This is a genomic window from Paenibacillus arenosi (genome assembly GCF_014841135.1).
Classification (GTDB): Bacteria; Bacillota; Bacilli; order Paenibacillales; family Paenibacillaceae; genus Paenibacillus_B; species Paenibacillus_B arenosi.
In genome coordinates this window covers 71,793-85,356 of sequence record NZ_JACYTN010000011.1, presented here as the reverse complement: position 1 = coordinate 85,356, position 13,564 = coordinate 71,793, and the positions used below count along the sequence as shown (strand labels likewise).

Annotated in this window: 14 protein-coding genes; 8 read left to right on the top strand and 6 right to left on the bottom strand. The window is 41.6% G+C overall.

Annotated elements, in window-relative coordinates; translation table 11 throughout:
• The first annotated feature begins 140 nt into the window (after positions 1–140).
• From IFO66_RS14265 to IFO66_RS14245, 5 genes are all read left to right on the top strand, one after another.
• Complete coding sequence (locus tag IFO66_RS14265; RefSeq protein WP_192025789.1) at positions 141–1,004, top strand: patatin-like phospholipase family protein; 864 nt, start codon at positions 141–143, stop codon at positions 1,002–1,004.
• A 286-nt stretch (positions 1,005–1,290) separates the two neighbouring features.
• On the top strand, positions 1,291–2,193 hold the full coding sequence (locus IFO66_RS14260; protein ID WP_225445768.1) for an ABC transporter permease subunit: 903 nt from the start codon (positions 1,291–1,293) through the stop codon (positions 2,191–2,193).
• Between the two features lie 13 nt (positions 2,194–2,206).
• Positions 2,207–3,112: an ABC transporter permease gene (locus IFO66_RS14255; protein WP_192025787.1), complete on the top strand. Its 906-nt coding sequence runs from the start codon at positions 2,207–2,209 to the stop codon at positions 3,110–3,112.
• 180 nt (positions 3,113–3,292) lie between these two features.
• On the top strand, positions 3,293–3,805 hold the full coding sequence (locus IFO66_RS14250; RefSeq protein WP_192025786.1) for an SRPBCC family protein: 513 nt from the start codon (positions 3,293–3,295) through the stop codon (positions 3,803–3,805).
• A 192-nt stretch (positions 3,806–3,997) separates the two neighbouring features.
• A complete protein-coding gene (locus tag IFO66_RS14245; RefSeq protein ID WP_192025785.1) occupies positions 3,998–4,453 on the top strand; it encodes an SRPBCC domain-containing protein in 456 nt (151 codons plus the stop codon).
• 79 nt (positions 4,454–4,532) lie between these two features.
• Here the strand turns inward: IFO66_RS14245 and IFO66_RS14240 are convergent, their stop codons facing one another.
• The 4 genes from IFO66_RS14240 to IFO66_RS14225 form a co-directional block, all read right to left on the bottom strand.
• On the bottom strand, positions 4,533–5,375 hold the full coding sequence (locus tag IFO66_RS14240) for a 1,4-dihydroxy-6-naphtoate synthase (RefSeq protein WP_192025784.1): 843 nt from the start codon (positions 5,373–5,375) through the stop codon (positions 4,533–4,535).
• Positions 5,372–6,082 (bottom strand): futalosine hydrolase, encoded by a 711-nt coding sequence (locus IFO66_RS14235; protein WP_192025783.1) that lies wholly within the window; start codon positions 6,080–6,082, stop codon positions 5,372–5,374. The genes IFO66_RS14240 and IFO66_RS14235 overlap by 4 nt, the downstream gene beginning before the upstream one ends.
• Before the next feature lie 738 nt (positions 6,083–6,820).
• Positions 6,821–7,987 carry a hypothetical protein gene (locus tag IFO66_RS14230; protein ID WP_192025782.1) on the bottom strand — a complete coding sequence of 389 codons (1,167 nt, stop codon included), beginning with the start codon at positions 7,985–7,987 and terminating at the stop codon, positions 6,821–6,823.
• 117 nt (positions 7,988–8,104) lie between these two features.
• A complete protein-coding gene (locus tag IFO66_RS14225) occupies positions 8,105–9,166 on the bottom strand; it encodes a hypothetical protein (RefSeq protein WP_192025781.1) in 1,062 nt (353 codons plus the stop codon).
• 211 nt (positions 9,167–9,377) lie between these two features.
• Here IFO66_RS14225 and fumC point away from each other — a divergent pair, with 211 nt between their 5' ends.
• Positions 9,378–10,766: a class II fumarate hydratase gene (fumC, locus tag IFO66_RS14220; protein ID WP_192025780.1), complete on the top strand. Its 1,389-nt coding sequence runs from the start codon at positions 9,378–9,380 to the stop codon at positions 10,764–10,766.
• 108 nt (positions 10,767–10,874) lie between these two features.
• Here the strand turns inward: fumC and IFO66_RS14215 are convergent, their stop codons facing one another.
• Positions 10,875–11,474, bottom strand: coding sequence for a UbiD family decarboxylase (locus IFO66_RS14215; RefSeq protein ID WP_192025779.1), 600 nt, complete (start codon positions 11,472–11,474; stop codon positions 10,875–10,877).
• Positions 11,475–11,876: 402 nt separating this feature from the next.
• Here IFO66_RS14215 and IFO66_RS14210 point away from each other — a divergent pair, with 402 nt between their 5' ends.
• Entirely contained in the window at positions 11,877–12,299 is a 423-nt protein-coding gene (locus IFO66_RS14210; RefSeq protein WP_225445767.1) for an HXXEE domain-containing protein, read from the top strand.
• The gene (locus tag IFO66_RS14205; RefSeq protein ID WP_192025778.1) at positions 12,292–12,609 is read left to right on the top strand and encodes a hypothetical protein; all 318 of its coding nucleotides are present in this window, start codon (positions 12,292–12,294) and stop codon (positions 12,607–12,609) included. The genes IFO66_RS14210 and IFO66_RS14205 overlap by 8 nt, the downstream gene beginning before the upstream one ends.
• A gap of 72 nt (positions 12,610–12,681) precedes the next feature.
• Here IFO66_RS14205 and IFO66_RS14200 read toward each other — a convergent pair whose 3' ends face one another.
• Complete coding sequence (locus IFO66_RS14200; protein WP_192025777.1) at positions 12,682–13,476, bottom strand: SDR family NAD(P)-dependent oxidoreductase; 795 nt, start codon at positions 13,474–13,476, stop codon at positions 12,682–12,684.
• Positions 13,477–13,564: the final 88 nt, after the last annotated feature.

Here is a 13,564-nt window from a genome sequence, read left to right as displayed (position 1 = left end):
TACCACGGGAGCGATTATTCTCTTTTATAGGACCATTGGATAATGTCTAGATCATTTGTTGGGTTTACATCACTCTGCAATTGATGTGTAATAATATATATAGGTTCACGCTAGATATTAACAAAACGGTTGGTGAGAAGATGAGTGAGCATTCTGTTACGGTTCCGAAGTTAGGTAGGACAGCTTTAGTTGTTGAAGGCGGAGGGATGAGAGGGATATTTTCCACAGGAGTGTTGGATGCGTTCATTCAGCATTCCTTCAATCCCTTCGATATATGTATTGGTGTGTCGGCTGGTGCTAACAATACAGCCGTTTACCTTGGTCAAATGTATAAGCGTAACTATAAAGTCATTACGGATTATTCCGTAAGGCCTGACTTTATAAATTGGAAAAAATTCATTCGTGGTGGACATTTGATGGATTTGGACTGGTTGTGGGATACGACAACACGAGAGCTGCCTGTACAGCGAGAGTTGTTGTTTAATGGTCCATCTCAATTCCTAATTGGGGTGACAGAGGTAGAAACGGGCAATCCTGTCTATCTTGAACCTAACACGAATAATTTAGAACAGATGTTGAAAGCTTCTAGCGCGATTCCTGTTCTTTATCGTGGGTTTGTTGAAGTCGATGGAGTTCCTTATGTCGATGGCGGGGTCACCGATTCGATTCCTGTTCTGGAAGCGTACCGCAGGGGAGCGAGAACGATCATGGTGATTCGTTCTAGACCACATGCATTCACGATGCGTTCTAGTAAAGTCAATTATCCAACTCGATGGGTACTACGCCAACATCCACGGCTGGTAGAGGCACTAGATAATCGGGCCAATAAGTATCAAGAAGCGATCGACTTTATGCGCAATCCACCTAAGGATGTTCGTATTATTGAGGTGAATCCTCCGGCTGAATTCAAGACGGAGCGTCTTACGAAAGATATAGAAGTGTTGAACCGAGACTATATGCTTGGTTGTACAATCGGAGAACAGTTGGTTCGTGAATGGAACTGACACACAAGTGAATGGATGAATAGATAGGAGAGGCTCTACTCTGCAAGTTGAACAAACTTGTAGGGCAGAGCCTCTTTTTTAGTTTCGACGCCCGTTCAATTCTAAAAATCAATGAAAGCTCTTATATACATAATGTACAACTAGATACATATATTTTTTCTGAACAATGCAGGAGATTATTGGAATATGACGAAAAAGCTATATAATATTTTTACGATCCAAATAATGGATTGTAAAAACAACTGTAATCATATAGATAGAAATGGCATGGGGGGATGTCAGGAATATGCGCTCACAAATTTACAAGACACTAGGGCTCAGTCTATTTGCAATGGTCATGCTCATCTTAGTCGTCTTATTCCCACGAGATTTGGATATTAGTGTGGTGGGATACGGCATACATGCTGAATATCATTTTAGTTGGGAGAAATACGCGAACAACATTAAGACATTTTTGCATGGAATTTTTTATGAACAGACGCTTGGTCCTACTCGTTATGAAGGGGAGACAGCTGAAGCTGCTGTAGCAAGAACGGTAATGAATAGTATGGCTGTTATCGTTACCGCTTTCGTCCTTAGTATGGGGCTAGGTATTTTAAAAGGGATCTTCGATTATCAAAGTTCGGATCGTAAGACAAAATGGCTAGGTGGTATGACAACGTGGTTGTTTCAATCCATACCAGACTTTTTACTAATTTTGATATATCAGTGGATTATCCTTAATTATTTTCCTTTTGTTCATATATTCGCTGAAGAAGGCTGGGAGGCGTGGGTATTTCCTACTCTATTGCTATCCATTTACCCTACTTTCTATATCGCTCGGATTACATCAGCTTCAATCTCGGCACAAGAAGGGCTTCTGTACATTAAAGTCGCACAAGCTAAGGGATTGTCCCGTACTCGCATTATGTACAAACATGTGTTGAAAAATTGCATGAGTACGATCTTAAGCCATTTATCTTCCTTGTTTGTGTATATGTTATCTAACTTATTAATTATCGAATACTTCTCCAATTTTCCAGGTGCAGCGAATCGCCTGTTTATCGCCATTGACTACGATCTCTATTTTGGAGCAGGGGCCAACTATGAACCTAGTGTTATTATCGGGATTTGTTTCTGTTTTATGGTCTTGCTAGTTATCGCTCAATTGGTCAGCATCATATCAAAGTATAAAAGCGGATTGCGATGAAAGGGTGGTTGAGTTGAGAAATATACCATTATGGATCGGTGGAACGATGCTCGCATTCCTTCTATTCGTTATGTTTGCAGGTCCGCATCTTCCGTTTGTGAATAAAGATTTAACTCCAGAGAAGCATCGCTGGAATGCGGATCGCACCAAGCTCACGATGCCTCCCTATAAACCATCTGCCATTAATCCGCTCGGTTCAGACAAAGCGGGTGTTGACAATTTAAGCAAGCTGATCGTAGGTGCAAAATCAACTGTTTTATTTGTGTTGGCAGTGACTTTAGTCCGATACCTCATTGCCGTACCACTAGGTTTGCTTGCTCGCAAACAGAAAGGGTTCACGTATTCGGTCGTTACGAGCATGAATCAAGTCTTCTCCTACTTGCCTGCTCTCTTCTTTGCAGCATTACTATTGAGTAATCCGTTGATTCAATATGGAGATTATCGGCTGTTAAAAGTTATTACTATCCTTGCGCTTATTGAAGTGTTCAGGGTAGCCTATGTCATTCAGCAACAAACTCATCAAATATCGTATGAACCTTACATGGAAGCTGGTGCTTCCCTAGGACTAAGTAACAGACGTTTGGCCGTAGGCTACTATATGCCTGCACTGCTGCCTGAACTTATTATCAACTTCTGTATCGATGTAGGAAAAGTGATGCTGCTTGTTGGTCAGCTTGGCGTACTTAGTATTTTTCTTACGCACGAATGGGTTGAAATTGCAGAATATACGAAGAAGTTTATTAATTCGAGTACAGATTGGATGTCCTTGTTAGGAGCACACCGTAAAGATATTTATTACAACAAGTTTGGCTTTGTGTTCTTCCCAGCGTTAGCTATTATGTATGTTATTTTGACATTCAATATATTAGGAGAAGGCTTTAGACGTTATTTTAGTAGACGTGCTAATGCGAAGGTGTAAGGAATAATTGTGCCTGCATCATGATCCGAATGGAAATAGACTCACATTTAACCTGCTGCTTGAACATGTTAGAATATAAGCTACTCTACAGTCGGCGGGCTATAAAAATACTCAGTTGTTGTCGGTTCTCCGTCGCTGTTAGCAGTATAGATGTAAAAAGGCAAGTAGGTGAGTGTGAAGATGAATATTTCAATTTCTATCGATATTGCTGCTCCGAAAGAAATGGTGTTTGAATCGTATATTCGTGATTCCTATGTCATGGAGTGGAGCGAGTTTGTAGTTGAGTATAAGTTTGAAGAGGAAGAAGACCGTGAATGTATGAAACGAGGCGTTACCTATACACGAGCGGAAGAGTACCTAGGGAGATTTGTAGAAATCCAATCTGAAATTATGGAATACGAACCGGATAGACGTGTCACAGTAAAAGGAGCATGTGAAGATTGGGAAGTATGGACCAATTTCCAAGTGGAACAGCATGAGCCTGGTGTTATGCGTGTAACGTTAATCCATACACGTGAAGTCGTTGCATGGTGGGATCGGATTTCTTCCCTTGTTACGAGATGGGTATTGCGCAGGCAGTTGAAGCAGGAGTTGGCTCGATTAAAAGCGTTCGCGGAACGGCGTTATCAGAACAGTCTTAAGCCGTCGGAAGTGTCCGAATCAGTGGAACAGGCTGATGGCGGTGAGGATTGATAGCGAGATTTCTAACCAAATAGCATTAGTATGTACAGCCTCTTACTATATGAAGATGAAATATTTTTCAAATAGTAAGAGGTTTTCCTGTATCTATTTCGAATTATGAGTAATAGTGTTGTTTAAAGGTAGATTGTTCTTATTGTCCACTTGGAATAGACACCATCATGAGTAGAATGGGAGATATATTGCGTGCAGATTAAGGTATCAGCAGAAATGAACGCCTCAGTAGATAGAATCTTTCGAGCAATGAATGATGAAGAGGAAGTAAAGCGTTGGAGTAAATTGGTTACTGGTTATATTTATGAAAAAGAAGAAGATCGCAATCAATGCTACCCTGGTTTAACGTACATTTGCGTGCAGAAGCAATTTGGTCAAGTTCTGGAAGTAAAGGCCAGAATTGTAGAATGCAATTTGCCCTATAGGCTAGCAGCCAGAGCAGTCATGGATGACTTTACAGCTTTGATGACGTATTCCTTTGATAAGCAAGGTGAGGTCGTGAGAGTAACTCATCAACAGGAGTATGAGTTTTCATCAGGAATGGCAAAAGTACTCTTTGTTTTGACGAGTTGGATATCTAGAATAATGCTGCAAAATGAGTTGAATCGTTTGAAAAAATATGTAGAGGCACATCCACATTTGGATTAGTTATTAAAATGGTACATAGATGTTTATGAAAAAGGACAGCTATCCTGTTGGGGTAGCTGTCCTTTCGTATTCGCCTATGTTACAGCCTTAGCAAGGCTGTATCGAATTCAGGAACGAGCCCTTCAGCAGCAGCACGGCTGAGCAGGGCTTCTACAGCGTTAAAGCCATCCTCACCTAAATCGGCGGTGAAGCTGTTCACGTAGAGATCGATATGTGCTTGCGCTACTTCAGGAGCGAGCTCTTGTGCATGCTGCATGACGTAGTTTCGAGATGCTTCAGGCTGTGCCCATGCATATTGCACAGAGGCACGTACCCATTCGGAGATTGCATGTAAGTCGAGTGAACGACGAGCGATAATGGCTCCGAGCGGGATGGGCAGATTCGTATCTTCCTCCCACCAGTTTCCGAGATCGACAAGCATGGATAGCCCGTAGTTCGGATAAGTAAAGCGTGCCTCATGGATAACGAGACCTGCATCAATATGGCCGTCGCGCACAGCAGGCATAATTTCATGGAATGGCATCACGACGATCTCGCCAACGCCGCCCGGAACATGCTTGGCTGCCCACAGTCGGAACAGCAAGTATGCCGTAGATCGTTCGCTTGGCACGGCCACTCTTTTGCCAGATAACTGGGCAGGAACATTACCTTCAGCAGTTTGTCCTTGTGTAAGGACGAGTGGGCCGCAGCCTCTTCCAAGGGCACCGCCGCATGGAAGCAGTGCATATTCTTCGAGCACCCAAGGGAGAGCAGCGTATGAAATTTTAAGAATATCAAGGTCATTTGGGCGAGTTGCCAATTCGTTTGTAATATTAATATCCGCGTAGGTTACATCCAGTTGAGGAGCACCTGGGACTAATCCATGTGCCCAAGCATGAAATACGAATGTATCGTTTGGACACGGTGAATATGCCATTTTCATCGTAGTACCTCCTTCAAAATGGAACTAGCGGCTTGCAGCGCTGCTAATGCATCGCCGATCCGCCATGCGTCCCGATCACGAGGCCCGATCGGGTTCGAAATCGCGCGCAGCTCCAGCACGGGAATTCCGCTCTGCTGGGCAGCAACAGCAACGCCGTAGCCTTCCATCGCTTCGGCAGCGGCGGTTGGAATGCGCTGCGCCAATGCCGCAGCAGTTTCGGCTGTGCCGGTAACGGTTGATAGCGTAAGCACAGGAGCAAGTGCAACCGTCTGCTCAGCAGCTTGCAGCGCCGCCGTTAGTCGGCTAGCCAACTCTGTCTCTACGGCGACAGAGGCGGAGCCGAAGCCGAGCTCGTCCACGCGGCGGAAGCCTTCAGCCGTCTCTGCACCGAGATCGGCAGCGATAATTTCGCTCGCTACGACGAGCGTGCCGACTGCGGCGCGCCCAGCGAAGCCGCCGGCTATGCCTGCACTGACAACTAGGTCATAGTTGCCGAGTGCTAACTTGGTCGCGGTGCTGGCCGCAGCGGAAGCCGGCCCGACACCGCCAGCGATTACCTCGAAGCGGCTGTCGCCATCGAGACCGCGCAGGACAGCGTCTCGCTCGACGTCAACAGCGGTGACGATGAGGATGCGCTGATAGGCGACAGATTGGTGTATATGTTCATGCTCAGAATGAGCTGTAGGAGAGCTGTTGTTTGTAATCATCAGATAAGCTCCTTTTATCGTTTCATGTGGCTATTTTAATGTATATGGATACATATAAAATTGTAGTGATAAGCAATATCATTATATATAATGCACCTTGCAGCATGCAATGTGGATGCTCGATTGTTGCATATGCCCTTAGCCCAATGAGATCTCGATGTTTGTAGGTGCTGTCGTCAGCTTATGAATTTCGATCTTGAATTGCGAATTCGGTTGAAATACGATTTTCTCTCTAACGAACGCCATTAACGTTATTTTCATTAAATCGTCCAAACTAGAATTTTAACGGTCGCCAGAGCGCTTATTTTAGCCATTTTGGTTAATTACATGGCTCAAACTGGCTAATAAGCTCTCTGACATTCGTTACATTTCAAAATACGTAAATATAGGCCATATAGCCTCTGTGGCAACCGTTAGCATAATTGATCCTATAAAAAGAGCTGTTGCTTATTGACTCAACCACGATTACCTCTGTAAATCAGCTTAAAAGGGAGAAATCAGTGATTATCTTCGATACGGAGCGGGATCGAGTGTTAATGTGACTATAAGAAATCCATTGATTCATGCTGCGATTTTCGATGCTTAGCTATTACAATTGTGAAACGAAATTAATCTAGGTGTAATAAAAAGAAGAAGCGAGATACCTATCTCATCTTCTTCTTTCGCGGACAACGGAATTTTCGAATAGTCACCATGAGAGACTTGTGGATCTTAATAAGGGGGATTTACATATAGTGCTTAACGCTTTCCTCGCGAACTGCTACTACTTTTACTACTACTTCCGCTACCACTGCTGGAAGTGCTGCTGCTCTTCGCAGAAGATTTCTTTGCAGATTTATTATCCTGCTTGTACTTGGTTTGTTTCGACCTAGACGAACCTTTGTCTTTCTTCTTTTTATCTTTGCTCTTACTGTTCTTATCTTTACCGCTCTTGCTCTTGTCCTCGCTGCTGCTATTATTGTTGTAATTATAATCATAGTCATCATCGTCTTCACTGCTGTAGTCGTCGTAGTCTTCCTCAAGTGCCGTCTGAGCTTGCCTTTTTTTCATATCCTTCAACACATTTTGTCCTGCATGGGTTACCATTGCTTTTTGAGATGAGGTAAGGTCGATTTTGTGATACTTTTGGTATTGCTGTTCCCATTGCTTCTTAGGCACGTGTTTTTCCTTGAAAGCTAAAATTTCTTTACTATACTGACCAGCATATTCAACGGGAATCCGATAAAGGAGTTCTTTCGCCTTAGTAATCGCTCCTTCTTCTTTGCTTTTCATTGCTAATAAATATAATACAACAGCATTTTCTGCAAAGTGTGCGTCCTGTTCATAATAGGTTAAAGCGTTGTTATAATCACCGTCTTTTGCATATTTCAAAGCCCAGCAATTACGCTCTTCCTGTTCCATTTCAAGAAGGACAACTTTCATTTTAGGATACTTTTCTACTAAGTTTTCAATTTCTGTTTCTTTATTTTCTCCTTCAAAACCAAGAGAGCATTGGTCTTCTTCTAAATAGGCTCTACGTTCTTTTCTAAGTACGTCTATACGATAGCTGACTAGTTCCTCGCTTCGTTTCGTAGCAACAGCATCTTTAAAATACATATTGTGATACTGCTCAAATGCTTCTAAATAACGCTTAGCTTCGTAATGTTCATCAGCTGCCCGTTTTCCCGCTATTGAATCCTTGATATGATAATAGTTGAGAAAGAAGTTAGGCTCGTAGGTATGGAGTATTTTTTCCGCTTCATCATATTTACCTGCTCTTACTAAGTCTTCGACATGTCTAAATTGTTCCCTAGTGGCGACGATTTTCCCAGGTTTCTTTGGTTCTTTTATTTCCTCATCATCTCCGGTAAATAATCCAAAGAACCATAGGATGATAAGGAGAATAATTAAATAAACCCATTTCATGATGTAGACCTACCTTTTGATGTAGAATATATCGCTCTTTTCTCTTTTTACTAATGCTAATGTATGATCCAAAGTGGTTATGCATGTTGATAAGCTTGTGTTGAGAAATCTCTTACATTATCTGCGCCCGCCACCACCGCGAGAAGCGCCGCCGCTGCTGTAACTTCCGCTATAGCCTCCGCGGCTATTGCTGCCACTACTGTAACTGCTTCCGCTGCTACGACTACTAGTACTACTGCTCTTATAGCTGCTCCCCGAATTGCTCTTACTTCCATTGCTCCCTTTGGAATTACTACTAGTGCTTCCGCTTGTACGATTCGTACTGGTTCTGCTCTTGGATTGACTTCCCTTATTGCTGTTCATGCTGCTATTTACTTTGTAGCCGCTGTTGCTACGTCCTTTGTTGTTACTGATTTGCTTGTTCTCTTGCTGCTTATTGATATAGCTGCTTTTACTCGTAATAGCCTTCGAAAAAACCAACTTTTCATAAGCAGTAGGTGCTAATTTATGATACTTGCTATACTGCTGCTTCCACTCGTTTTTCGGTATGTATTTCTTTTTGTAAGAAAGAATCTCTTTATAATACGGCCCGTTATAATCAGCAGGTATGCGATACAGGAACTTTTTCATTGTTGATTTGTATCCAATATCTTCACTGTGCATAGCAAGAATATAGAGGGCAACAGCATGAGTAGCATAGTTTTCTGATTGTTCAAAATAGGATAAGGCTTCACTATAATCACCAATCTCAACTGAACTCATAGCTTTGGAATGGAGGAAGCAATCCTTTAGCTGTTGTTCAAGTTTGGCCGGGCTGTATTTCACATAAGGATGGGAGTTGGCGATCTCTTTTATTTTGGAAATGATACTTTCAATGTCATGGCATAAGCCGGTTTGTTGAGATTTGAATATTTTCTTTTTCAGGTCATCAACCCGATATTGTGCAAGGTTTTTGCTTCTTGTTACTACAAGCTCGTCTTTAATCGGCATTTGAGCGTATTCAATAAATGCGTCAGCATAACGTTTGTTTGTGTAGTGTTTGTCCGCTTCTTTTTTGTGGGTAATAGAAGCTTCTATATTTTTATAAAGAGATGTGTGCGGTTGTCTGGTTGTTTCATTACAATTATTCCAACTTAACGTTTCATCAGTAAGACCGCCCTTAATTAAAAATAGGAACATATCATATCGTCGTTTCCTTGCATATTTCGGCATTATTTTCCTTTGCCCAATATCGTAGTCTACACTCGCATCACGTCGATGTAAAGGTAGATTATGGAGATGTTGACAACGGTGAATGATTTTGATCATAATAAAACTATCATTGAAAATCATTATCATTTGCAATCTCACGCAATCCATTACGCTTATATCCAAATGAGGAGGGCATCACATGGAGTACAGATTGGAAAAGGACACATTAGGCGAAGTAAAGGTACCAGCAGACAAGCTATGGGGCGCGCAAACACAGCGCAGCTTTGAAAATTTCAACATTGGTACAGAACAGATGCCTAAGCCGTTAATTCGTATGTTTGCGATTTTGAAAAAGAGTGCTGCTCTAGCAAACGAAGAGTTGGGCAAATTGGACAACCAGAAGGCTCAAGCTATCGTTACAGCGGCTGATGAAGTTATTGCTGGGAACTGGGATGAGCATTTTCCACTAGTCGTGTGGCAAACGGGTAGCGGTACACAAAGTAATATGAACGTAAACGAAGTGATTGCACATCGTGCGAATCAGTTGCTAGAAGAGAGCGGCAGCACACTTCGTGTCCACCCGAATGATGATGTTAACAAATCACAAAGCTCCAATGATACCTTCCCAACAGCCATGCATATGGCGGCGCTAGTTGCTGTGGAAGAGGAAGTGCTACCTTCCATTCATAAATTGAAAGAAACACTTCTTCAAAAGAGCCAACAATTTGAATCTATCATTAAAATAGGACGTACCCATTTGCAGGATGCAACACCAATTACGCTCGGTCAGGAAATCAGTGGCTGGCATCGAATGTTGGAGAAAAGCGAACGCATGATTAGTGAAAGCGCAGCTTATTTAAGCGAATTGGCTATTGGTGGTACAGCAGTAGGTACAGGGATTAATGCTCATCCGCGCTTCGGGGATATGGTTGCAGATCAAATTAGCCAACAGACAGGCAAAACATTCACTTCTGCAAGCAACAAGTTCCATGCGTTGACGAGCCATGATGAGCTGGTTTATGTGCATGGTGCTTTTAAAGCGCTTGCAGCAGACTTGATGAAAATTGCGAACGACGTTAGATGGCTTTCCAGCGGTCCTCGCAGTGGATTGGGCGAAATTCGCATTCCTGAAAATGAACCGGGCAGCTCCATTATGCCAGGCAAAGTGAACCCGACGCAGAGTGAGGCGTTGACGATGGTTGTCTGTCAGGTGATGGGGAATGATGCTGCGATTGGCTTTGCTGCGAGTCAAGGCAACTTTGAACTGAACGTATTTAAGCCGGTCATTATTTATAACTTCTTGCAATCTTGCAGATTGTTGGCAGATGCTGTCGTATCGTTCAACGATAACTGTGCGGTAGGCATTGAGCCCAATGTCGATGTGATTAAAAGTCACCTTGATCGTTCGTTGATGCTCGTAACGGCATTAAATCCTCATATTGGGTATGAAAATGCAGCTGCTGTTGCTAAATTAGCGCACAAAGAGGGGCTAACGCTGAAAGAAGCGGCGTTGCGCTCTAACTTGCTGACGGAAGAGAAGTTCGACGAGGTTGTTCGACCTGAGTTGATGATTCACCCGAAGGCGTAGGTGAACAGAAAAGGAACTCCTATCCACTTTATTAGTGGAATTGGAGTTCCTTTTCTTATGACCAACGGAGGGGATTTCAGTCTTATTCGTACTCCGGAGAAATTTTAATTATTTCAAATAACCCCCCTTAATTAATGCTTCTACCAAATGAAGAAGATCAGTATCTTCTTGTTGAGCAGTGACAATTAAATAGCTGATATCCACGATTTCTTTGTTGAGCTCGAATAATTGAATTGCCCATTCTTTGCTTGATTCACTTTTCCAATAAAGAGCCGCGCGAAGCCTATCTAATAATAAATCTTCGATCCCGATACAATATACATACAAATCATCATTGATATCAACTTTTATCACTTTATCTAAACTTCCAGCGAGATGGTTATCTGGTATCTCAATAGGTACAGCGAGAGCTTCTATATAATAGTGGCGTTTAGATTCTGCCTGAATAAAACCTAGGCGAGCTAATACGTCTATTGCAATATCTCTACCATTAAAAACAAAGTCGATATCAACTGTAGTGTATCTTCCGTTCGTATAAATTTCTACACTGTGTCCACCTACAACAATGGGTTTGATATCATACAAGGCAAGAGCTTTTGTAATATACGCACATACTAGCAAGTTTTTGTCGAATGGTTTAAGGTGCCGGTCTGCTAAACTCTTTAGGCTGTTCGATATCTCGGATAATATATTTTCTCGATCGACCATTTCGTAGTAACAGTCCTTTCTCGATAAGTATATTTTCGTAATCTTGATTCGATTTTATTAACAATTTGAGTTCTTCCACATGACGAGGCTTCCCTCCCATTTTGCTTTTGTTTACATAAGGTAGCAATGATTGAGGAGTTTTTTGAAGTTCTCCTATCCTAAATACCCGCATCCTTAATCACCTCTTTTTGACACTATTCAAACGAATGAAGAAATTAAAGTTATATAGCATATTATATGAACTTTTGCTTCGATCATATACATAGTATAACCTGAAGTACAAGCCTATGGAGTTAATAAACAGCGGTGTTTTATTATAAAAGGGTAGTTGTGTTATACTGGAAATATTTATATGAATCTTGCATGTGAACTTTACTTCTAAGAGAGAGACAGGGGGCACTTATGTTGCTGCAGCTAGAACTGCATAATGCAATATGGTTGTTTGTCGTGGTATTTATGCTTCATGACTTCGAGGAAATTATAACGGTAGAACATTGGGCGAAGAGAAACGAGAGCTTAGTTCGCAGTAAAAATAGCAAATTGGCGGATATGATCTGGAAGTTTTGGAACGTAAGCTCGTATTCTTTTGCCAAACGCGACGTGTTTATCTTTTTAACCATGTCTATTATTACGTTTCTAAAGGTTCAATATATAGACAGTACATGGAGTGCGGTGTTGTTTATCGGATTTCTTCTATTTGTGCTTATACATAATCTAGTTCATATTTTGCAGACGATTGTATTACAAACCTATACGCCAGGATTGTATACGTCTATCTTCTTAGTAACCCCTTATGTCATTTATTTGCTTAATCAAATTGGATGAAGGCAGATGGCGCAATCTGTATTCATTTATTTGTCTAATTTTAGTTGCTGATGCACTGACTCCGCCAGAACTAGAGCAAGGACTTGTACGCTTCGGCATTAGTTATTTGCAAGGGGCAGTATTAGGGGATGAAATTCAGATTCATCGAGCTCAAATACCGAATGGGGAAAATGAAAATGCCCTCAATATGACTGACCTGACGACAGCATGTTTCATCACCGGACAAACAGTTGAGGGCAAGCGATATTTCGATGCTTATGTACAGCTAGCTGCATCTATGCTCGTTCTTGCTGCGTATGAACGATCCTAGTGATTCCAGCGAAACAAGAAGCTGCACCGTTTTATAGATGCAGTTTTTTTTTCGATCTTATTTTACATAGAGTTAAAAAATAGTAGGAACCATTCCTCCGTCCATTCGGATTGGAGAACCTCTAAATGCTGATGCATAAGGGCTGCACAAAAATGCTGCGAGTTTACCTATTTCGATAGGCTTAATAAATCGCTGAATTTCAGATTGAGGCAGGTTTGTTGTCATAAACTCTTTTTCTTTTTCGGAAAAAATTCGGTCATCATTAGGGTACATGCTCTCGATGATTTGCTGCACATTTTCAGAAAGTGTTGGGCCTGGCATAATCGTGTTAACGGTAACCTCCTTTCCTATTGTTAATTTAGATAAGCTTTTGGACAAAGATAGCAGCATTGATTTTGTCATACAATACTGAGGCATTAATCCTGACGGCATAATAGCTTCTTCACTTGCTATAAAGATAATGCGGCCAAAATCATGTTTCAGCATGCTCGGTAAATAAAACTTAGCTAAACTATTTGCAGCAAGAACATTGGTACGGAAGTAATGCTCCCATATTTCATCATTAATATCCTCATATTGCATAACTTCATAAATCCCCATGCTGTTAACTAAAATATCAATAGTCGGGAATTTACAAAATAAAGCTTCTCTATGTTGAATGTTAACGATATCGGATGCAGCATTTTGAGGGAACGTAGCTGGAAAATTGGACTTGATTTCATTTACAGTTCGTTCTACCTCATCATGATCTCGTCCATTAATAAGAACATTAGCGCCTTCTTTGGCAAGTTCAATAGCAATTGCTTTACCTATACCTCGTGTTGATCCTGTAACTAAAGCAGTCTTGTTACTCAATCCCATATCCATCGTACATTTCTCCCTTACATTGAATGTATACATTTGAAAAAGGTAATAAAATAAGTTCATAGTGTATTGCGTCATTTTTTCGGATAGG

Bases quoted from the DNA above. Each gene is read 5' to 3' on its own strand.
- IFO66_RS14230 (WP_192025782.1), bottom strand. From the start codon at position 7,987: ATGAAATGGGTTTATTTAATTATTCTCCTTATCATCCTATGGTTCTTT.
- IFO66_RS14235 (WP_192025783.1), bottom strand. From the start codon at position 6,082: ATGATTACAAACAACAGCTCTCCTACAGCTCATTCTGAGCATGAACAT.
- fumC (WP_192025780.1), top strand. From the start codon at position 9,378: ATGGAGTACAGATTGGAAAAGGACACATTAGGCGAAGTAAAGGTACCA.
- IFO66_RS14210 (WP_225445767.1), top strand. From the start codon at position 11,877: ATGTTGCTGCAGCTAGAACTGCATAATGCAATATGGTTGTTTGTCGTG.
- IFO66_RS14260 (WP_225445768.1), top strand. From the start codon at position 1,291: ATGCGCTCACAAATTTACAAGACACTAGGGCTCAGTCTATTTGCAATG.
- IFO66_RS14250 (WP_192025786.1), top strand. From the start codon at position 3,293: ATGAATATTTCAATTTCTATCGATATTGCTGCTCCGAAAGAAATGGTG.
- IFO66_RS14265 (WP_192025789.1), top strand. From the start codon at position 141: ATGAGTGAGCATTCTGTTACGGTTCCGAAGTTAGGTAGGACAGCTTTA.
- IFO66_RS14240 (WP_192025784.1), bottom strand. From the start codon at position 5,375: ATGAAAATGGCATATTCACCGTGTCCAAACGATACATTCGTATTTCAT.
- IFO66_RS14225 (WP_192025781.1), bottom strand. From the start codon at position 9,166: ATGTTCCTATTTTTAATTAAGGGCGGTCTTACTGATGAAACGTTAAGT.
- IFO66_RS14215 (WP_192025779.1), bottom strand. From the start codon at position 11,474: ATGGTCGATCGAGAAAATATATTATCCGAGATATCGAACAGCCTAAAG.
- IFO66_RS14200 (WP_192025777.1), bottom strand. From the start codon at position 13,476: ATGGATATGGGATTGAGTAACAAGACTGCTTTAGTTACAGGATCAACA.